Below are 20,627 nucleotides of genomic sequence, written 5' to 3' on the forward strand. Positions count from 1 at the left end.
CTTTCACAAGAGTCTCGTCGCGGTTAGGCTCGTGGGGTGACTACTCCTAACACAGCTCCGGCACGCCTCCAGACTGCCATCGACGCGGTCGCCGACGCCTACACGGACACCCTCCTCGCCCTCAACCCGAGCCTCGCCACCACCCTCGGTCTGCCCGGACACGAAACCGAATACCAGGACTTCTCGCCTGCCGGTGCGGCGGCGTTCGCCAAGGCAGCACGCCGCACCCTCGACGAGCTGGCCGCGCTCGAACCCACGGACGCCTCCGACGTCGTCACCCTTGACGCGATGCGGGAACGGCTCGGCCTGGCCCTCGAGATCCACGAGTCCGGCTGGGATGCCGCGGACCTGAACAACATTGAGTCTCCGGCTCAAACCATCCGCGCGATCTTCGACCTCATGCCTACCGACACGGCCGAACATTGGGAGCACATCGCCGGCCGCGCGGCCAACGTTGCGGAAGCGATTGACGGGTACATCGTTTCCCTTCGTTCGGCCAAGGACGCAGGGAAAGTCTCGGCGGTCCGCCAAGTCAAGATCGTCATCGAACAGACCAGCAAATACGCGGCCGAAGACGGCTTCTTCGCCAAGCTCGCCTCCGAAGCCACCATCGACGGCCAACCGCTGCCGGCGGAACTTCAGGAAAAGCTCGACGCCGGTGCCGCCGTCGCGCGTTCCGCATACTTGCGCCTTGCCGCCTTCCTCGAAGCGGAGCTTCTGCCCTTTGCCCCCGAAAAGGACGCCGTGGGCCGCGAACGCTACGCCCTGGCCTCACGCTCCTTCCTCGGCGCAACCGTGGACCTGGAAGAAACGTACGCCTGGGGCGTGCAGGAACTCGACAGGATCATCGCCGAACAGGAACGAGTGGCCGAGCAAATCAAGCCCGGTGCGTCCATCGAGGAAGCCAAGGCCATCCTCGACAACGATCCCGAGCGGCAAATCAAGGGCACCGATGCCCTCAAAGCCTGGATGCAGGGACTCTCCGACCGCGCAGTAGCCGAACTGGCGGACGTCCACTTCGACATCCCGGACATCATGAAGACGCTCGAATGCCGCATCGCGCCTACGGACGAAGGCGGCATCTACTACACGGGTCCCTCGGACGACTTCTCCCGGCCCGGCCGCATGTGGTGGTCCGTCCCGGCCGGCGAAGACACCTTCACCACCTGGGCCGAAACCACCACGGTGTTCCACGAAGGCGTACCCGGCCACCACCTCCAGGTGGCCACCGCCGTCTACCGCCGCGAGCTCCTCAACAACTGGCGCCGGAACGTCTGCTGGGTGTCCGGGCACGGCGAAGGCTGGGCCCTCTATGCCGAAAAGCTCATGCTGGAGCTCGGCTACCTCAAGGACCCGGGCGACCACATGGGCATGCTGGACATGCAGCGCATGCGCGCGGCCCGCGTGGTGTTCGATATCGGCGTCCACCTCGAGCTGCAAGTTCCGGAACGTTGGGGCAGCGGCACCTGGACCTCGGAAAAGGGCTTCGAATTCCTCAAGGCCAACCTTCCCATCAGCGCGGGCCAGCTCCAGTTCGAATTCACCCGGTACCTCGGCTGGCCGGGCCAGGCTCCGTCCTACAAGGTGGGGCAGCGGCTTTGGGAAGAAATCCGGGCTGGACTCGAACGCCGCGAGGGATTCGACCTGAAGTCCTTCCACACGGATGCGCTGAACATCGGCTCGGTTGGCTTGGATACGCTCCGCCGGGCGCTGCTGGGGTGACCCTACGAGATCTTCCCCACATTCCGGCCGGGAATAACTTCATAAATGGGTGGATTGGCGGCGAATTCGTTGGGCTATTGGGATGTTGAATTTTTCGGTTCCCGTAACATTTCTCAACGTCGGGTCGCGGTGGTATTTGCCGGGGCCTAGTTTGTTCCGGTGAGCAATTCATCCAACACTTTGACTTCCGCCGGAAAGACTTCGTCCCGGCTTCCCAAGTGGGCAACGTCCTTCGGCGTCCAGATCATCGCGGCCTTGGTGATCGGCCTGGCCCTCGGCCTCCTGGCCAAAGCCACCGGTAGCACCACGAAGGCTCCCAACGGACTCGGCGCCACGCTGCAGACCATCGGCTCGAGCTACGTCTCGTTGCTGCAGACCGCCGTCGTGCCCTTGATCTTCACCGCAGTGGTGAGCTCCATCGCGAACCTCCGCCAAGTGTCCAATGCGGCGAAATTGGCGTGGAACACCTTGCTCTGGTTCGCCATCACTTCGCTCATCGCAGTGATGATCGGCATCGGACTTGGGGTGCTCCTGCAGCCGGGCTCCGGCACCGGCATCACCAAGAAGGCCGAGTACGCCGGAAAGACCGGCGATTGGTGGGCGTTCCTCACCGGCCTCTTCCCCAAGAACTTCCTGGGCATTGGCGCCAGCACGAGCGTCACGGACGGCGTCGCCAGCACTTCGATCAGTTTCAACGTGCTGCAGATCCTGGTGATCGCCATCGCCGTCGGCGTCGCGGCCCTCAAGGTCGGCAAGCAGGCCGAACCGTTCCTGAACCTCAACGCCTCCGCCCTGGCCGTCATCCAGAAGGTCCTCTGGTGGATCATCCGTATCGCCCCGCTGGGCACCATCGGCCTGATCGGCAACGCTGTGGCCGTCTACGGTTGGGACACCATTGGTTCGCTCGGCAAGTTCACCGTGGCCATCTACGCGGGCCTGGCCCTGGTGCTCTTCGTCGTGTACCCCATCCTCGTCAAGACCCACGGACTGTCTGTCAAGCAGTACTTCTCCGGCGTATGGCCCGCCGTGCAGCTGGCATTCGTCTCGCGTTCCTCGATCGGCACGCTCCCGCTCACGCAGCGCGTCACCGAACGCAACCTCGGAGTTCCCCAGGGTTACACATCCTTCGCCGTGCCGCTCGGCGCCACCACCAAGATGGACGGTTGCGCCGCCATCTACCCGGCCGTTGCCGCGATCTTCGTTGCCCAGTTCTTCGGCATCAACCTGGACTTCAGCCAGTACCTGCTGATCGTGGTGGTTTCGGTCCTCGGTTCCGCGGCAACGGCAGGCACCACGGGCGCCGTCGTCATGCTCACGCTGACCCTGTCCACGCTGGGACTGCCGCTTGCCGGCGTCGGGCTCCTTCTGGCGATCGACCCCATCCTGGACATGGGCCGCACGGCCGTCAACGTGGCGGGACAGGCGCTGGTTCCGGCCATCGTGGCCAAACGGCAGGGAATCCTGGACGAATCGCTCTACAACGCGCCACGCAAGGGAACAGCGTTCGCGGCCGAGACCGAGTCTCCGGAGGCATCCGAGGACACTCTCGAGCTCGCTGACGCCAAGGCCTAGCGGCGGTTCACCATCGCACGGACGAATCCCCGGGGAATGCCCTGGGGATTCGTCCTTTTAACGGTGGGCATTAAGGGTGGGAAACGGTGAATTCTGGATAGGCTCTGTCCATGCTGATAGTCACCTCAAACAAGATTCCGGGCCACAGGATCGACGCCGTCTTCGGCGAAGTCATGGGCCTCACCGTCCGCTCCCGGGATCTCGGCTCCCAAATGATTGCCGGTTTCCGCTCCCTCGGCGGCGGCGAACTGCCCGAAATGACCAAGGCGCTCTATGAAAGCCGCCAGGAGGTCATGGCCCGCATGGTCAGCGAGGCACAGCAGCGCGGCGCCAACGCAATCGTCGCCATGCGCTTCGACACGTCCGAGATGGGCGGCAACTGGACCGAAGTGTGCGCCTACGGCACCGCGGTGTTCGCCATCCCCTTGGCCGAAGGCGAGCCGGGCGCCACTGGCCAGTCAATCTACCTGACCAGCGCCGCAGCCAAGCAGTCCGAGCAGCCCACACAGCCCACGACCGAAGCTTCAACCCGACCTTAACTTGCCCGGAGTGCAAAGTTGCACTTAGTGTAAGTCCGTGACAACTTCCGACACCACCGCCCTCCCCTCGCGCCGGGAACAGAACAAACTGGCCACCCGCCGAGCGATCGCGGACGCAGCCCTCGCCATGTTGCGCAGCAAGGGCGCCGGCAATTTCACCGTGGAAGACATCGCGGAAGAGGCCGGCGTATCCCGGCGCACCTTCTTCAACTACTTCCCGAGCCTCGAAGCCGCCCTGGCCTCAGTGACCGAGGGCTTCCTGGACCATGCCCTCGAACAATTCCGCTTGCGCCCTTCGGATGAACCCATCCTCGATTCCGCCCGGGCCGCCCTCATGGCGCTCGCTGACCCCATGACGGTTTCCCCCATGGCCGAGCTCTTCAGCCTGACCCACGACAACCGAGCCTTGGTACGTTCCGAACTGGAAGCCTGGGACCACTGCACCATGCAGATCATCGACGCCGCCCGTCTTCGCCTCGGCCCGGATGTTGATGAGCTCTATTTGCGGGCCTTGGCCGGGTCCATCATTTCGTGCGGCAAGGCAGCCATGAGCGTCTGGTTCGAACAACACGGCCCGGATCTTTCCCCTGAATCCCTGGCGAGCCTGCGGCAGCACCTGATCGACGCAATTGGCCTGCTCGGTTCAGGCTTCGCGGCACCCGCCCCTCAGGGCCCGGCGTCGCGCGGTACTCAGCCCGCGGCTGCCCCACAGCACTCGGCATAACCACACACCGACAGATCGGTTCCGATATGGCACTCCTGCTCTACCGCCTTGGCAAGTTCTCCTACCGTCACCGCTGGCTGGTGATCTCCCTTTGGCTGGCCGTCCTCGTCGCCGTCGGCGGCTCCGCTGCCGCCTTCCACGGCACCATGTCCAACAACTTCCAGATCCCGGGCACCGAGACCCAGCAGATGCTGGACAAGCTCAAGAAGGACCTTCCGGCCTCCTCGGGTGGTTCCGCGGGGATCGTCTTCGAAGCCGGCGACGCCGGATTCAACCAGGCCGGCAAGGACGCCATTGCGTCGGCCCTCGCGCAGCTGGAAAAACTGCCGGATGTGCAGTCCACGGTCAACCCCTTCACGACCCAAGCCACCTTGGACAAGGCACCGTCCGATCTTGCTGCCGCGGAACAAAAGGCAGCCACCGGGCAGGCTGAGCTGGACAAGGCGGGGGCCACGCTCGATGCAGGTGATGCCCAACTGAAGGCCGCCGAGCAGCAAATGACCGCTGCGGGCATGCCCGCTGCGCAGATCCAGGCCCAACTTGCCCCGCAGAAGGCCGAACTCCTGGCCGGGCGCCAAAAGCTCGATGCCGGCCAGAAGCAAGCCACTGACGGTGCCGCCGCCCTTGCGTTGGCCAAACGCCAGGTGACAGCTTCCCAAGGCATGCGTTTCGTCTCCGAAGACGGTAAAGCGGCGATCGCCCAGGTCCAGTTCAAGACCTCCATCAACGGTTTGACCCCCGCCGTCCGGCAGCAAGTCCAGGACATCGTCCACGGAGTCTCCTCGGCAGGTGTCACGGCCCTGGCCAGCAAGGAAATCACCGAGGACGTCTCGCAGCTGTTCGGTGTCTCCGAAATCATCGGCATCGCCGTGGCGGCCATCGCCCTCATCGTGATGTTGGGAACGCTCGTCGCTGCAGGCTTGCCCCTCCTGATGGCTATCATTGGCGTGGCCGTGGGCGTCGGCGGAACCTTTGCCCTCACCGGCGTCATTGACATGAGTTCCATTTCCCCGATGCTCGCGCTCATGCTGGGCCTCGCCGTCGGAATCGATTACTCGCTCTTCATCGTCAACCGGCACCGCGGGCAATTGCTTTCGGGGATGGACGCGGAGGAATCAGTGGCCCTCGCCACCGGCACCTCAGGCAACGCCGTTCTCTTCGCAGGCCTCACTGTCGTCATCGCGCTTGCCGCACTGGTCGTTCCGGGGCTCCCGTTCCTTGCCGTCATGGGCCTGTCTGCCGCCGCGACGGTGGCAGTCGCCGTCGTCGTCTCACTGACACTGACCCCGGCAGTCCTCTCGCTGGTCGGCCGCAAACTGATCTCGAAGCGGGCGTGGGCCAGGGCCGAACGCCACAACGCGGAGCCGGAGCACGCCTCGGCGGACCGCGCAGAGGACCAGCGGCGGAGCAGCCGCGGGTGGGGCGGGCTCGTGACCCGGCACCCGGTGGTCTCGCTGCTTGCCGGCGTCGTTTTGCTTGGGGTGCTGGCCCTCCCGGCCTCCCAGCTGCGCCTCGCTTTGCCCGACGGCGGTTCGGAACCGGTCGACTCGCAAGCTTTCAAGGCCTATGACCTCACCCGGAAGAGCTTCGGCGAAGGCATGACCGGTCCCATCGTGGTTGTCGGTACGTTCCCGTCCGGTCTCAGCGACGACCAGGCCAAGACCAAGCAGTTCGACGTCGCGGACAAGCTGCGCGGCGTCGACAACGTCGTGGCAGCCGTTCCGGTAGCCCTCAGCCAAGATCACCGCACCGTCGTTTTCCAGGTCATCCCCAAGGACGGACCCGCGAGCGCCAGCACCGTCCAGGTGGTCTCGGAACTGCGCGCCAAGGGTTCCGAAATCCAGCAAACGACAGGCGCCACCATTGGATTGACGGGGCAGACGGCCGGCAACATCGACGTCTCCGCGAAGCTCGGTGCCGCCCTCCCGCCATACTTGGCGATCGTCGTCGGGCTCTCACTGGTCCTCCTGCTGCTGGTGTTCCGCTCGATCGTCGTTCCGCTGCTCGCCACCGGCGGCTTCCTGCTCTCGCTCGCGGCAGCCTTCGGCGCTGTGGTGGCCGTCTACCAATGGGGCTGGCTGGGCACCGTGTTCGACGTGCCCAATCCCGGAGCCGTGCTGAGCTTCCTGCCGATCATCCTGATTGGTGTCCTGTTCGGCTTGGCCATGGACTACCAGGTGTTCATCACCTCCGGCATGCGCGAATCGTTCATGCACGGGGAGAACGCGAAGCAAGCGGTCCGAAGCGGCTTCAGCCATGCCGCCGCCGTGGTCACTGCCGCCGCCATCATCATGGTCAGCGTGTTTGCCGGCTTCATCTTCAGCCACCTGACCATGGTCCGGCCGCTCGGTTTCGCTATGGCGTTCGGCGTGCTCGTGGATGCGTTCGTGGTCCGGATGACCATCGTTCCTGCCGTGATGTACCTGTTGGGCGAGAAGGCCTGGTGGCTGCCGCGCTGGCTGTCCCGGATCCTGCCCGACGTCGACGTCGAGGGCGCCAAGCTGCAGCGCACGACGGCGGCAGGCGGGGCCAAGGAACTGGTCCACTAAGCGCCTGCTCACTAAGAAACACCCACATACGTGAGCGAGCGTCCGGCCAAACACACACATACGTGAGCGAGCGTCGGGGGGGCGGCGCCGCGTACTACGCTTGAGCCGTGACCCGATTGATCCTGGCTTCCCAGTCCCCCGCCCGCACCAAGCTCCTCACGGAGGCCGGCATCCACCACGAAGTGCTCGTCTCGGACGTGGACGAGGACGCGGTGCAAGCCCGGTACGGAGTGACCGACGCGCATGACACCGCTCTCCTCCTCGCCCGCGCCAAGGCCGAGGCTGTCGCTTCCCTGCCCGACGCCGAGGGTGCCCTGGTGATCGGCTGCGATTCCGTGTTCGAGTTCGACGGCGAATCGCACGGGAAGCCGTACACGGTGGATGTGGCCAAGGAACGGATGCTGCGCATGAGCGGATCCAAGGGCGTACTCCACACCGGGCACTGGCTGGTTGACTGCCGCGAAACCGCAGCGGACGTGAACGACGGCGAGACGGCCGTCGGCACCGGAGCAACAGTCGGTGCTGTGTCCAGCGCAGAAGTCCACTTTGCCGAGATGAGCGAGAAGGACATCGACGCCTACATCGCAACCGGCGAGCCCCTGCACTGCGCGGGTTCGTTCACGATCGATGGCTTGGGCGGGGCCTTCATCCGCAAGGTCGACGGCGACCCGCACGCCGTCGTCGGGCTCTCCATCTCGACCCTCCGCGATCTGCTCGGGCAAGCGAAAGTTGGAATCACCGAACTCTGGACCCAAAACGGCTCCGAAGCGAGCAGCGAATAGGGGCGGTCCGGGTCGCCGACCCGGCGGCCGGTTTCCGGACTTTGTAGCAACCCTACAAAGACAGGCCGTCTCACACACGGAATCCCCTATCAATATGGGCGGAACCCTCAAAATCACGCTAGGCTCCCTGAAGGACAGAAGGAGTCAACTTGTCAGCTAATCCGGCGCAGCCCATTTCCAGCCCTCTCACCAAGGTCTTGATCGCCAACCGAGGCGAAATCGCGGTCCGCATTATCCGCGCAGCCCGGGACGAAGGCATCGCTTCCGTGGCCGTCTATGCGGACCCCGACCGCGACGCCCTGCACGTCCGGCTGGCAGATGAGGCCTACGCGCTGGGCGGCAATACCGCCGCTGAGTCGTACCTCGTGATGGACAAGTTGATCGAGGTCGCCAAGCAGTCGGGTGCGGACGCCATCCACCCCGGCTATGGCTTCCTCGCCGAGAACGCCGAGTTTGCCGCCAAGGTCATCGACGCCGGCATCACCTGGATCGGCCCGTCCCCGGACGCCATCTCTGCGCTGGGCGACAAGGTGCAGGCCCGCCACATCGCCGAAAAGGTCGGCGCTCCCCTGGTTCCCGGCACGGCCGACCCCGTCGAATCCGCTGACGAGATCCTGGCCTTCGCCAAGGAATTCGGTCTCCCGATCGCCATCAAGGCCGCCTACGGTGGCGGCGGCCGCGGAATCAAGGTGGCCCGCACCATCGAGGAAATCCCCGAGCTTTTCGAGTCCGCAGTGCGCGAGGCCATTGCCGCCTTCGGCCGCGGTGAGTGCTTCATCGAGCGATTCCTTGATTCCCCGCGCCACGTCGAGACCCAATGCCTGGCCGACGCCTACGGAAACGTGGTTGTGGTCTCCACCCGCGACTGCTCCCTCCAGCGCCGCAACCAGAAACTCGTTGAAGAAGCTCCGGCACCGTTCCTGACCGCCGAGCAGAACGAGCGACTGTACGAGTCTTCCAAGGCCATCCTGAAAGAAGCCGGCTACCTCGGCGCGGGAACGTGCGAATTCCTGGTGGGCCAGGACGGCATCATCTCCTTCCTTGAGGTCAACACGCGACTTCAGGTAGAGCACTGCGTTTCAGAGGAAGTCACGGGCCTCGACCTGGTCCGCGAGCAGTTCCGCATCGCCCGAGGCGAGAAACTCGGCTATGGCGATCCCGAGGTCCGCGGCCACTCCTTTGAATTCCGCATCACCGGCGAAGACCCGGGCCGCAACTTCATGCCTGCACCGGGAACCGTCAGCACCCTGAAGAACCCGACGGGTCCGGGCGTCCGTATCGACTCCGGCATCGAACAGGGCGACGTCATCAGCGGGAACTTCGATTCCATGCTGTCCAAGCTGATCGTCACCGGAGCCAGCCGCGAACAGGCCCTCCAGCGTTCCCGCCGGGCCCTTGAGGAAATGGTGGTTGAAGGCATCCCCACCGTCATTCCTTTCGACCTCGCAGTGGTAACCGATCCCGCCTTCGCTCCTGCCGAAGGCCCGTTCAAGGTGCACACGCGCTGGATCGAGACCGAGTTCGTCAACAACATCCCCGCGTGGACGCCCACCGGAACCGGAACAGAAGCCGCCGACGCCGGTGAGCGCCAGCGCGTCGTCGTCGAGGTCGGTGGCAAGCGGCTGGAAGTCGTCCTTCCCGCGACTCTCGGCTCGGTTTCCTCGGTTGCCAGCGCGGGCGCCAAGGGCGCGAAGGTCAAGAAGCGTTCCCGCTCTGCGGGCGCCACAGCCGCTGTGGCGGGCGGCAACGCCCTTACTTCGCCGATGCAAGGCACCATCGTCAAGGTGGCCGTAGCCGCCGGCGATGTGGTTGCCGAGGGCGATCTGATCGTGGTCCTCGAAGCCATGAAGATGGAACAGCCCCTCACGGCCCACAAGGCCGGCACCATTCACGGCTTGGTAGCCAAGGCAGGCGAGACCGTCTCCGCAGGCGCCGTCATCGCGACGATCGAAGACTAAGACGATCGAAGACTAAGCAGCGCAAGTGGCTCCGGCCCCGCACGATTAGTGCGGGGCCGGAGCCAGTTAACGCGAGCCTGTTAATACAGGGTCAAGCTACGTTGTTCTCGTAGTCCGTATCCTTGGTTTCCTTGGACAGGAACAGCGCCACGAGCGTCAGGACTGCCATGGCGCTGAGGTAGACACCCACCAGGACTGTGCTGCCCTGGGCCGATTCCCAGAGCCAGACCGCGATGAACGGAGCGACAGCCGCACCGAGGATGCTGGACATGTTGTAGCTGACCGCGGATCCGGTGTAGCGGACGTTGGTGGGGAACAGCTCCGGAAGAAGCGCACCCATGGGTCCGAAGGTGAGGCCCATCAACGTAAAGCCGATGATGAGCAACGCCATGGTGCCGACGAAGCCGCCACCGAACAGCGGCACGAAAAGCAAGCCGAACACCAGGATCCCCGCCGTGACGGCCAGGAGCATCTTGCGACGGCCGTACTTTTCGGCAAGCGGGCCGGCCACGAGGGTGAAAATGCCGAAGAAGACGACGCCGGCAATCAGCATCCAGAGGAAGTCGTTCCGGCTGAAGCCCAAGCCCGGGACGAACGCCGCGACGGCCGCGTCAGTCATGGGCTTTCCGGCCTTGACCGCTGCGGCTTGAGCGCCCGCCAGGGTGGGCTTGGTGCCGTAGGTCAGCGTGAACGTGGTCATCAGGTAGAACAGCACGTACGTCGCGAGCATGATGAAGGTGCCGAGGATCAGCGGGCGCCAGCTTTTCTTGAACACGCGTCCGATGGGCAGCTTGGCCACTTCGTTCGACTCGAGCACCTTGGTGAATGCGGGAGTTTCAATGAGCTTGAGGCGCACATAGAGGCCGAGGATCACCATGACGGCGCTGAGCAGGAACGGCACGCGCCAGCCCCAGGCGGCGAAGGCCTCGGGAGTCAGGGTGTAGCTGAAGACCAGGAAGATGATGTTGGCCAGGATGAAGCCGATCGGTGCACCCATCTGCGGAAATGTTCCATAGATCGCGCGTTTGTTGGCCGGCGCGTTCTCGGTTGCGAGCAGCGCTGCGCCGCTCCACTCACCACCGAGGGCCAGGCCCTGGGCGAAACGCAGGACTACCAGCAGCGTGGGGGCCAGGAACGTCCAGCCCGGAACCTGCGCCGTCGGGAGGCAGCCGATCAGGAACGTGGCAATACCCATGGTCAGGAGGGACGCAACCAGGGTTCCCTTGCGACCGAACTTGTCACCGAAGTGGCCGAAAATTATGGAGCCGAGCGGCCGGGCGACGAAGGCCACACCGAACACGGCGAAGGAGCTCAGCAGTTGGGTGGTCTCGTCAGCCGTCGGGAAGAAGAGTTTGGGAAAGACAAGCACGGCCGCGGTGGCATAAACGTAGAAATCGTAGAACTCGATGGACGTCCCGATGAGGCTGGCGAAGATCACCCGTCCCCGCGAGTTGACCGGCTTGACTGACTCGCTTTCCTTGGATTCAGCGATGGAAGACATGTAGTAGTTGCTTTCCGTTCACGCCGGCCGGCGTCCCTGAGCCTGCCGGCAAAGATTATTGAGAGTTCAATAATAGTTCCCGGTATCCAACAAATGGACAATCAAGTCCAGTATGCGGACGCTTTGGAAAGTCTCACTCTGTGGTCTGCGCCACACAACCTCACCGTCGCCTCACGCACCGGTGACCCCCTCCGATAGGCAAATGTCACAGCACGTTTACAAACCGCGACGGTCCGCGAAACGCGCCGTCCCTAACGTGGAAGTACAACGTCCCCACAAAGGAGGCACTCCGTGACAGTTGACCGAAGCACCGAAATCCTCACCAACGAGCAGGCGCCCACCGCCCTCGTCCCCGAGCTTGAACACCGCCCTGGCCGCTGGATTGCCAACTGGGATGCAGAGAACAAGGATCAGTGGGAAGCTGCTGGCCGTTCCATCGCCAAGCGCAACCTGTACTGGTCCATCTTTGCCGAATTCCTCGGCTTCGTCGTCTGGCAGCTCTGGTCGATCGTCGTCGTCCAGCTCCCGGCCGCAGGCTTCAAGTTCGACACCAACCAGATCTTCTGGCTCATCTCGATCCCCAGCCTGGTCGGTGCCACGCTCCGCATCCCCTACACCTTCATGGTTCCGAGGTTCGGTGGCCGCAACTGGACCATCGTCTCGGCCCTCCTGCTGCTGATCCCGACGGCCGGTCTCGCCCTGTGTGTCTCAAACCCGGGCACTCCGTTCGGCGTGATGCTCCTGGTAGCTGGCCTTGCGGGCTTCGGCGGAGGCAACTTCGCGAGCTCGATGGCGAACATCACCTTCTTCTACCCTGCCCGTGAAAAGGGCTGGGCGCTGGGCCTGAACGCCGCGGGCGGAAACCTCGGTGCAGCCGTCGCGCAGCTCGTCGTCCCGATCGCCGTCACCCTCCTGGCCGCCGGCACCGTCAACCTGCCCATGGCGGGCCTCATCTGGATTCCCCTCATCCTTGTCGCCGCGTTCGGCGCGTGGAAGTACATGAACAACCTCACGAGCGCCAAGGGTGATGTCGCAGGCTCGATCGCCGCACTCAAGGAACCGCACCTGTGGGTCATGGCCTTCCTGTACATCGGCACCTTCGGCTCGTTCATCGGCTTCTCGGGAGTCTTCCCCAAGCTCATCAAGGACTACTTCCCGGCCTTCTCCTCCATGCACCTTGGTGCGGTTGTCCTCTCGCTCGCCTTCCTTGGCCCGCTGGTCGGCTCCCTCGCCCGCCCTTACGGTGGACGCATGGCTGACCGCATGGGCGGAGCCCGGATGACCGTCACGGCGTTCGCAGCGATGGCCATCATCACCTTGACCATGATCTGGACCCTTCCGCTCAAGAACTTCTGGCTCTTCCTGGTCCTGTTCCTCTTCCTCTTCACGGCAAGCGGCTTTGGAAACGGCGCCACCTACCGCATGATTCCGGTCATCTTCGCCACGTCCAGCCGGGCCGCACGCTCGGGGGCCAGCGCCGCCAGCACGGCACGCCTCGCGTCTTCCTCCCTCGGCCTGATCTCGGCGATCGGCGCCTACGGCGGATTCGTCATCCCCCAGGTGCTCAACGCATCCAGCGCTTCCGGCTCCTACACCCCCGCGTTCTATGGCTTCGTCGGCGCGTACGTGCTGATGCTCATCGTCTGCTGGGTCTGCTACCTCCGGAAGGCCAACCGTAACGCGATGGGACACATCTAATATGCCCAATGGCGCCAACACCCACTGCCCGTATTGTGCGCTGCAGTGCGCCATGACCCTGACCCCGGCTGCGCCCTCGGCGCAGTCGGGGTCAGACCCCGTTCCCGCGGCAAAGGCACTTCCGCCACTGGAAGTATCCGGCCGCGACTTCCCCACCAACCGGGGCGGGCTGTGCCGCAAGGGCTGGACATCGCCGTCGTTGTTGAACCACACCGGACGCGTCACGGAACCCATGCTCAAAGGGCCCGACGGCGTCCACCGGCCGGTCACGTGGGACCAGGCACTCACGCTGATCACCGGAGCCGTCAAGCAGACCCGCGAGCAATACGGGCCCGACGCCGTCGGCGTGTTCGGCGGCGGCGGACTCACCAATGAGAAGGCCTACCAGTTGGGCAAGTTCGCCCGCCTGGCCTTGGGAACCTCTCGCATCGACTACAACGGACGTTTCTGCATGTCCTCCGCTGCCGCAGCCGGTAACCGCGCGTTCGGTGTGGACCGCGGCCTCCCGTTCCGCGTGGAGGACCTTGATTCGGCAAACGTTATTTTCCTTCTCGGCTCCAATGTTGCCGAGACCATGCCGCCGTTCGTCCAGCACCTGCAGGGCGCGCGCGATTCCGGCGGGTTGATCGTGGCCGATCCCCGCCGTTCCGCGACGGCCGCATTCACGGGCGACGGCGGCGGCATCCACTTGCAGCCGACCCCGGGAACGGACCTCGCCCTGCTGTTGGGTATCTCCCACGTAGTGGTCCACGAAGGCCTCGCCGACACCGAATACCTCCAGGACCGCACCACCGGGTACCCTGCAATCGTTCGTAGCCTCGCCGCCTTCTGGCCGGAGCGCGTCCAGTCGATCACCGGCGTGCCCGCCACGCTCATCCGGGACACCGCCCGCCGCCTCGCCGACGGCGCCCGGCGCGGCGGCAGCTACATCCTGACCGGCCGCGGAGTCGAGCAGCACGTCGACGGTACGGATACCGCCACAGCCGCGATCAACCTCAGCCTCCTCTTGGGCCTGCCGGGTTCCGCCCGCAGCGGCTACGGCACACTGACGGGCCAAGGCAACGGCCAGGGTGGCCGCGAGCACGGCCAAAAGGCCGACCAGCTCCCCGGCTACCGCAAGATCACCGATCCCGCCGCCCGCGCCCACGTCGCCAAAGTGTGGGGCGTGGACGAATCACTCATCCCCGGCCCCGGGTTGCCGGCCGTGGAACTGTTGAAGTCCTTGGGACAGCCCGACGGCGTCCGTTGCCTTTTCGTTCACGGCGCCAACGTGGCGGTGTCAGCCCCCGACGCCGGTCCGGTGATCGAGGGCCTGCGCAGCCTGGACTTCCTCGTTGTCTGCGATTTCTTCATGTCCGAGACCGCGCTTGAAGCCGACCTCGTCCTCCCGGTCACCCAATGGGCCGAGGAAGAGGGCACCCTGACCAACCTCGAGGGCCGCGTGCTCCGCCGTCGAAAGGCGGTTACCCCTCCCCCGGGCGTCCGCAGCGAATTGTGGCTCATGGCCCGGCTCGCCGAATCGCTCGACGCGCCGTCCACGTTCAGCGACGATCCCGAGACGGTCTTCGAGGAGCTTCGGCTCGCCTCGGCAGGCGGCTTGGCCGACTACTCCGGAATCGACTACGCCATGCTGGATCGCGGAGAAGCCGCGTACTGGCCCTATCCCACCGGCAGTATGGGAACCCCGCGACTCTTCCTCGATAGCTTCGCGCACGCCGGTGGACGCGCGGTGATGGTCCCGGTGGCACCGCAGAAGCGGTCCCGGCGCTCCGCCGTCGTCGGCTCTGATCCCGATCCGCTGACGCTCGTCACCGGGCGATTGCTGGAACATTACCAATCGGGCGCCCAGACCCGCCGCGTGGCCGAACTCGCGGCCGCGCAGCCGGAGGCGCTCCTGCAGATCCACCCCGCGACGGCGGCCGTCAGGGACATCTCCAGCGGCGACTTTGTCCGGGTCTCCAACGAGCGCGGTGAGGTCCTGTGCAAAGTGGAGCTCAGCAACAGTATCCGGACGGACACCGTCTTCCTGCCTTTCCATTTCCCAGGACTGGGCAGCGCCAACCGTCTCACTGAGGCGGTCACGGATCCTATCTCCGGAATGCCGGAGTTCAAGACCAGCACGGTCTGGGTCCGGAAGGCGGCACTAGCAAATGTCGAATCGGCGTTGGCTGCCCAGTTGGCTGTGCTCTCCACAGCTGTACCAGCCGCAGCCGGCTTGTCAATGCAAGTCAAGGAGGCATCGTGAGCGAGCGCATTGTGGTGGTCGGGTTCGGACCGGTCGCGGCCCGGCTGGTGGACGAGCTTTTGCCCGCCGTGCGCAGCAGCCTGGTCCAGCTGCTGGTCGTCGGACAGGAAGCCGAAGCCGCGTACAACCGCGTCATGGTGGCGGAACTCGGCGTGGGGCGGACCACCGCGGAGGCACTCGCGATGGTGGACGCTAGCGACTTGGCGGCCGACGGCGTCGAGGTCCGGCTGGGCGTCACCGTCAAACGCATCGACCGTGCACGCCAGCAGGTTGTCCTTTCGGACGGAACCGCGCCTGGCTACGACCGCCTGGTGTTCGCCACCGGCTCGAGGCCCGTCATTCCGAACCTCACGGGTATCAACCCCGATCCGTCGCACCCTGTGCTCCCTTTAGGGGTGACGGCCCTCCGCGACCTCCGCGACGCAGGGCAATTGCGCGACGCCGTGACTGCCGGCAAGCGCGTGATCGTCCTCGGTGGCGGCGTGCTTGGCCTCGAAACGGCCCTGGCCGCGGCAGAAGAAGGCGCCCTGACCACGGTGGTGCACAACGGTTCCTTCCCACTGGGCCGCAATATCGACCGCGGCGGTGGAGCCGTTCTCGCGGCCAGCTTGCGCAACAGCGGGATCACCATGGTGGGCAACGCCCGCTCCACGGCTGTGGAACACAACGGTCCGGATGGCATGTTTTCCGCCCTTGTGCTCAACGACGGGTCACGGATCGAAGGCGACCTTCTTGTCCTTTCCTGCGGCGTTCGCCCACGGATCGAACTGGCCGAGGGGTGCGGGCTGCCTGCAGCCATCGGCATCCTCGTGGATCACTACCTGCGGACCTATCACGAGCCGCACATGTTCGCGATCGGCGACTGCGCCGAAGTCCGCTGCGCCGATGCCGAGTGCGCCGAATGCCGCACCGCACTGGGCCCGTCCGGGCTGGTGGGTCCGGGCTGGCGCCAGGCCGAGTGGCTTGCCGAGTACCTGATCCTCCTTGCCGAGGGCGGCCAGGAGGCTGCCGACAGCTTGGCGCCCCTGCCGCAGGAGAAGCCCGGCGTCGTGGTGTTGAAGGCGCGAGGCATGAACCTCGCGGTCGCTGGCGACAACAGCGCCGAGCCCTGGGATGACGAGAGTTTGTCCGTCGGTGTCTCCGAGGGGACGCCCCGGCGCCAGGTTGCTCAGTGGGCCGATCCCGAACACGGCCGCTACGTCAAAATGACGACGCGGGGCGGCGCGCTCGAGGGACTCGTCACCGTAGGCATGCCACGCACGGCCGCGGAGCTCGTGATGCTGTTCGAACGCGGCTCCGAGCTGCCCGCAGACCGTTCACTCCTGCTGCGCCTGGACGGCCCGGACCAGCTCGATTCTTCTGCTTCGAATGATGATCCGCAGCGCACGGTGTGCCGCTGCGCGGGTGTCAGCGGTGCGAGCATCGAGCAAGCCGTGCTGGATGGCTGCTCTTCCGTGCCGGAGGTGTCCAAAGCGACCCGCGCGGGAACGGGGTGTGGGGGGTGCCACGGGGACATCAAGGGGATAATTGAACGGCATTTCCAAGGGGTTGCGGCGTAAGTGGTTTGGGGGGCTCAGGCTATCCCTTCCCGGTTTGGGGGTGTGGTGGTCGCGCCGCGCCAAGTGAACACGCCCTCCCGGTCCTCGTCGGTGAGCGCTGCGGCGTCGAGCAAGCCTTTGAGATCGAATTTCGCCAAGGTATCCCGGAACGCGCCTTCGGTTGTTGTACCGTGTTGCCGGCACAGTTCCTCAAGCCTTGGTTCGGCGTTGTTTCGTTTGAAGTAGAGAGCTGTACCGACCAGCCCGTTGTCCCAGTAGTCGGCCCAGAACTCTTTGTTTTCCAAACCGTCAAGGTCAACGTGGATGGTGGTGAGCCAGCCAGGCCGTTCCCGCACGTCTGTGTTGCGCTCGCCTTGCTGACGAAGGTCGACCACGGTGCGGATCCCGGCATCATGTATCTGCTGCCATCCGTTGCCAGTGATCCAATCGACGTTCTCGCTCCGGAAGAACACGCCCCTTGGAGTGACCGTCCCATCTACGCGCCGTAGACCGCCGAGGTCGCGTCCATTGACCAAGCCGTCAACTTTGAGTGTGCGATCTTCCTTTCCTCTCGGACCCCCCATGGCCCTAGTAAACCAGAGAGCGCCCAAGGGCAGAGCAGCTACTTGGGTTGTCGTGCGGACTGGGAAAGGCTCGGTCAGCTGTCCGGCATAGACCGAGTTGAATCGGCTGTCAGTTGTTCGTGGACAATCTGCCAGCCTTCGTGTGTGCGCATGAAGACGTTGGTGCCGCGTCCTCTTCCGACGTGTTGCTGCCCGTCGATAATTCCCGTCCAGGAGAATCGGTAGCGGCACACGGCGGCTTCCTCCTGCACCAGCACCCACGTCAATTCGTCGACGACGTATCGCTCGTCCCGAATTGCCAAGGAAGGTCGCCTCGATGGCTGCCCAGACCTCATCCCGCCCCTCGTGAGATCCGTCTGAGAACCAGTAGGTAGCGTCCCTGTCTATGTACGGAAGAACCCGCTCGATGTCGTGCGTGTTGTTGGCCGCCTCATACCCGCGCCTTACAGCTGTGAGTTCATCGACGTACTCTCGCACAGGCAGGTCACACCGAAGCACTAGGTAACACGTGGAAGTAGCGGTTTTTGCGTGGTTGTTGCCGTGGGTCGATGTGGGGTGGCGGGATGAACCAGGGCACGCCTGCCTGGACCTGAATGTGCCACTCTTCCTTGTGGATGAGGTGGTGGTGGTGGCTACAGAGGAGCGTGCCGTTCTCGACGCTGCTTGGTCCACCCCTGGACCAGTACGTGATGTGGTGGGCTTCGCACCACGGGGCCGGCATCGTGCATGAGGGGAAAGCGCAGCCTTTGTCCCGGGCGGTGATGGCCTTACGGATGTGGGGAGGGAAGATCCGGGAGGCCCGGCCGATGTCCAGCACCTGGCCTTCCCCGCCCAGGACGACGGGAATGATGTCCGCATCGCAGGCGATCTTCCGCAACGTGGCCGCCGGGACCGGACCGCTGAACGTAAAACTCCCTGTGCCCTGTTGCGGCCCGCCGGAGCGCCCCGGTTGTCCGGATTGCCCGAGGAACGTGAGCTGCCCGGCTTCCTTCAGTGGTGTCAGCAGGTCGCGGTGGTCGATGGTGGCCATGATCTGGGGGCGCTGGCCTCCGGCCGCGGGCAGCGCCCCGGTGGCGAGGGCAATCTTGCAGGCGCCCAGCAACCCGTCCAGGAGTTTCTGCGCCCTCGTGCGGCGGTCCAGGGACGCGGCATCATCGTCGCTTGAATCACCCGGCCGGCCGTCTGCCGGAGCGTTTGACGACTCGCTCCCGCCGCCCGCGTCCGCCTGCTCGTCCCCGGGTCCTGGCTCCCGGGACGCGCGGGTCCGGGGATTGGCGGCGGTGTTCATCACGGTGAGCAGGTGCTCGTATTGGTCCTGGGTGGCGAAGATTTCCACATGCTGCAGCCCGTGTTTGGGTTTGCGGAGGAAGGCGCCTTGGAGGTGGCGCAGGGCTTCCTCGGCGGGCTCGGCACCGTCCTGGTCGATGGCTTCGGTCCAGCGGCGGGCGATCCTGGCCAGGAAATCGGCATCGTTCTCGACCGCTGTCATCGTCAGCGCGTGTTCCATGTCCGCGGCCGCCTCGGGGCTGCACAGGGGCCGGACGCGTTCCAGCGCCATGGTGATCGTGGTGGCCGGACGGGACGCGATGCTCCCGCAAGCCAACGCCGCGGCCACTTCCCCGTACCGCGGCTGGATCCCTTGCCCTGTGAGGGAGCGGCCGGGCAGCAGGTCCTCCGCCAGGGCAAGGCGGCGGCGCGCCTCGGCCGCGCTGATCCGCAGCAGCGAGCGCAGGTGCTCACCGGTGTTCCTGAACTCCCGGAACCCGGCCCGGACGTCCTCCGCAGCGAGACCGCCGCTCTCGACGCCGGCACAGGGGCCGGCTGCCTCCACTTCCGTTCCGGGGGTGCCGGCACCATTGATGGAGCCGTCCGCCCGGGCTTCGGCTCCCCAGCCGCTCGTCCAGCCGGTCCCGCCGGCCGGCTCCTGCTGGCGCACCTTGTGCAACTGCCCCGCGGCGACGACCTGCAAATAGTCCAGGGTGCGGGAGAGTTCCTCCACACCGAAGGCAAACGCGGCGGAGTCCTGCAACCCCAGAGGCCCGACGTCGTCGACCGCCGTCCGCGCCAGCGACTGCAACGCCGCAAGAGCCCCCTCCAGAACCCGCTGCGGACCGCCGCGATCGCCGCCGCGATCCTCACCCGGATCCAGCAGAGCGAGCCGCCGCGGCACCGGCGCTTGACCAACCGTGGGCACCCTCCGCAGCGCCCGCACCCCAGGGGACACCACAAACCGGCCACCGGGCGCGGCGCCCTGGCGGCTGGTGAGATGTCCGATGGCTTCCATGGCAATACTCTGCCAGCAGGCACCGACAAAATAGCCCGCCCACCCGCGTCCGTGGCGCGTAATCCTCAAAGCACTCAATTCACCGACCGAGACTTCGGCCTCGCCACCGATCGCGAAAGTGAGCATTGGCGAGGTGTGGCCAAAATCGGCATTGGCGAGAACGGGCAAGCCTGCCAGAGCAGGTTGTTTGGCCACGATCAACGCCAGCAGATCCCGGCTCATTCGGCTTGCCTGCTGAAAGCGGCCTATCACGAGACCCCGAATGCCCCCTGCCCCTGGCATCTGCAGCAGCGACGCCAGGTCCCGCGCAAATGTGGCTGGGTGGCTTTCGAAGTCGTCCTCCAAGAAGAGGAGTGCCCCTTCCAAAGAGGGCATGTTGGCCGTTCCCTGCAGAAGATTCAGGGTGCAGGGATTTCCGCCCACGATCCGCCCGCTCGCCGTACCGTCTTGCAACGGCCACCAACCATCGCTCGGAATCGGCGTCCGAGCGTCTTGGTCTCGGAACCACGCGTCGTCGGTCCAAGCCGATGCCGGACGCAGTTCCATGGGAGCTTCGGCAAACAGCGCGTCCAGGAACCAGGCCTGGGTCTCCTCGAAGTGGTCCCGCATGCCGAACGTGGACCAGTGCGGCCCGGAATAGGTCGCCAGTCCGGTTCGGGCATGGATCGCGTTTTGAAGAGCCGTGATGTTCGAGTAGCCACACAGTATCTTCGGGTTCGCCGCGATGAGCTCCCAGTCGAGATACGGAAGCAATTCGTTGCTGCTGAATCCACCTATCACGGTCAGGATTCCCGCTATTTCCGGATCCGAGAAGGCCGCATGAAGATCATCGACGCGTGACTGCACCGACGACGAAAGAAGTCCATCCATTTCGTCGACGTGCTCCCCGAAGGAAAGCCGCAGACCCATCTCCGCGAATCGCCTCTCGATG

14 protein-coding genes are annotated in these 20,627 nt (G+C 65.0%); 10 read left to right on the forward strand and 4 right to left on the reverse strand.

All coding sequences use genetic code 11. The features are described from left to right. Positions 1–36 precede the first annotated feature (36 nt). The 7 genes from ABD742_RS15800 to ABD742_RS15830 all read left to right on the forward strand — a co-directional run bounded on the left by ABD742_RS15800 (position 37) and on the right by ABD742_RS15830 (position 9,846). Positions 37–1,722 (forward strand): DUF885 domain-containing protein, encoded by a 1,686-nt coding sequence (locus tag ABD742_RS15800; RefSeq protein ID WP_234750805.1) that lies wholly within the window; start codon positions 37–39, stop codon positions 1,720–1,722. Between the two features lie 159 nt (positions 1,723–1,881). After that, positions 1,882–3,294 carry a dicarboxylate/amino acid:cation symporter gene (locus tag ABD742_RS15805; protein WP_234750806.1) on the forward strand — a complete coding sequence of 471 codons (1,413 nt, stop codon included), beginning with the start codon at positions 1,882–1,884 and terminating at the stop codon, positions 3,292–3,294. A gap of 110 nt (positions 3,295–3,404) precedes the next feature. Continuing rightward, a complete protein-coding gene (locus ABD742_RS15810) occupies positions 3,405–3,833 on the forward strand; it encodes a YbjQ family protein (RefSeq protein WP_234750807.1) in 429 nt (142 codons plus the stop codon). A 37-nt stretch (positions 3,834–3,870) separates the two neighbouring features. Beyond that, the gene (locus ABD742_RS15815; protein ID WP_234750808.1) at positions 3,871–4,557 is read left to right on the forward strand and encodes a TetR/AcrR family transcriptional regulator; all 687 of its coding nucleotides are present in this window, start codon (positions 3,871–3,873) and stop codon (positions 4,555–4,557) included. A 26-nt stretch (positions 4,558–4,583) separates the two neighbouring features. Beyond that, on the forward strand, positions 4,584–7,106 hold the full coding sequence (locus ABD742_RS15820) for an MMPL family transporter (protein ID WP_234750809.1): 2,523 nt from the start codon (positions 4,584–4,586) through the stop codon (positions 7,104–7,106). A gap of 107 nt (positions 7,107–7,213) precedes the next feature. Beyond that, positions 7,214–7,888 carry a Maf family protein gene (locus ABD742_RS15825; protein ID WP_234750810.1) on the forward strand — a complete coding sequence of 225 codons (675 nt, stop codon included), beginning with the start codon at positions 7,214–7,216 and terminating at the stop codon, positions 7,886–7,888. 149 nt (positions 7,889–8,037) lie between these two features. After that, on the forward strand, positions 8,038–9,846 hold the full coding sequence (locus ABD742_RS15830; RefSeq protein WP_234750811.1) for an acetyl/propionyl/methylcrotonyl-CoA carboxylase subunit alpha: 1,809 nt from the start codon (positions 8,038–8,040) through the stop codon (positions 9,844–9,846). 91 nt (positions 9,847–9,937) lie between these two features. Here the strand turns inward: ABD742_RS15830 and ABD742_RS15835 are convergent, their stop codons facing one another. Beyond that, entirely contained in the window at positions 9,938–11,347 is a 1,410-nt protein-coding gene (locus tag ABD742_RS15835) for an MFS transporter (RefSeq protein ID WP_234750812.1), read from the reverse strand. A gap of 291 nt (positions 11,348–11,638) precedes the next feature. On the opposite strand from ABD742_RS15835, the gene ABD742_RS15840 reads away from it, so the two are divergent. Genes ABD742_RS15840 through ABD742_RS15850 form a run of 3 tightly spaced genes read left to right on the forward strand, consistent with a single transcriptional unit; the run spans position 11,639 to position 16,849 of the window. After that, positions 11,639–13,045 carry an MFS transporter gene (locus tag ABD742_RS15840; protein ID WP_372460919.1) on the forward strand — a complete coding sequence of 469 codons (1,407 nt, stop codon included), beginning with the start codon at positions 11,639–11,641 and terminating at the stop codon, positions 13,043–13,045. Position 13,046: 1 nt separating this feature from the next. Beyond that, a complete protein-coding gene (locus ABD742_RS15845; RefSeq protein ID WP_234750813.1) occupies positions 13,047–15,290 on the forward strand; it encodes a molybdopterin oxidoreductase family protein in 2,244 nt (747 codons plus the stop codon). After that, complete coding sequence (locus tag ABD742_RS15850) at positions 15,287–16,849, forward strand: FAD-dependent oxidoreductase (protein ID WP_234750814.1); 1,563 nt, start codon at positions 15,287–15,289, stop codon at positions 16,847–16,849. Before ABD742_RS15845 ends, ABD742_RS15850 begins: the two co-directional genes overlap by 4 nt. Before the next feature lie 14 nt (positions 16,850–16,863). On the opposite strand, the gene ABD742_RS15855 is transcribed toward ABD742_RS15850, so the two are convergent. The 3 genes from ABD742_RS15855 to ABD742_RS15865 all read right to left on the reverse strand — a co-directional run bounded on the left by ABD742_RS15855 (position 16,864) and on the right by ABD742_RS15865 (position 20,626). Continuing rightward, positions 16,864–17,412 (reverse strand): tyrosine-protein phosphatase, encoded by a 549-nt coding sequence (locus ABD742_RS15855; protein ID WP_234750815.1) that lies wholly within the window; start codon positions 17,410–17,412, stop codon positions 16,864–16,866. 74 nt (positions 17,413–17,486) lie between these two features. Next, positions 17,487–17,714: a nuclear transport factor 2 family protein gene (locus ABD742_RS15860; protein ID WP_234750816.1), complete on the reverse strand. Its 228-nt coding sequence runs from the start codon at positions 17,712–17,714 to the stop codon at positions 17,487–17,489. A 182-nt stretch (positions 17,715–17,896) separates the two neighbouring features. After that, complete coding sequence (locus ABD742_RS15865) at positions 17,897–20,626, reverse strand: LD-carboxypeptidase (RefSeq protein WP_308193845.1); 2,730 nt, start codon at positions 20,624–20,626, stop codon at positions 17,897–17,899. Between the last annotated feature and the right edge of the window lies 1 nt (position 20,627).

Origin of the sequence: Arthrobacter ramosus (genome assembly GCF_039535095.1) — a bacterium.
GTDB lineage: Bacteria > Actinomycetota > Actinomycetes > Actinomycetales > Micrococcaceae > Arthrobacter > Arthrobacter ramosus.

Excerpts from the sequence above, each read along its gene's own strand:
- ABD742_RS15820 (WP_234750809.1), top strand. The coding sequence starts at position 4,584 with ATGGCACTCCTGCTCTACCGCCTTGGCAAGTTCTCCTACCGTCACCGC.
- ABD742_RS15835 (WP_234750812.1), bottom strand. The coding sequence starts at position 11,347 with ATGTCTTCCATCGCTGAATCCAAGGAAAGCGAGTCAGTCAAGCCGGTC.
- ABD742_RS15810 (WP_234750807.1), top strand. The coding sequence starts at position 3,405 with ATGCTGATAGTCACCTCAAACAAGATTCCGGGCCACAGGATCGACGCC.
- ABD742_RS15855 (WP_234750815.1), bottom strand. The coding sequence starts at position 17,412 with ATGGGGGGTCCGAGAGGAAAGGAAGATCGCACACTCAAAGTTGACGGC.
- ABD742_RS15845 (WP_234750813.1), top strand. The coding sequence starts at position 13,047 with ATGCCCAATGGCGCCAACACCCACTGCCCGTATTGTGCGCTGCAGTGC.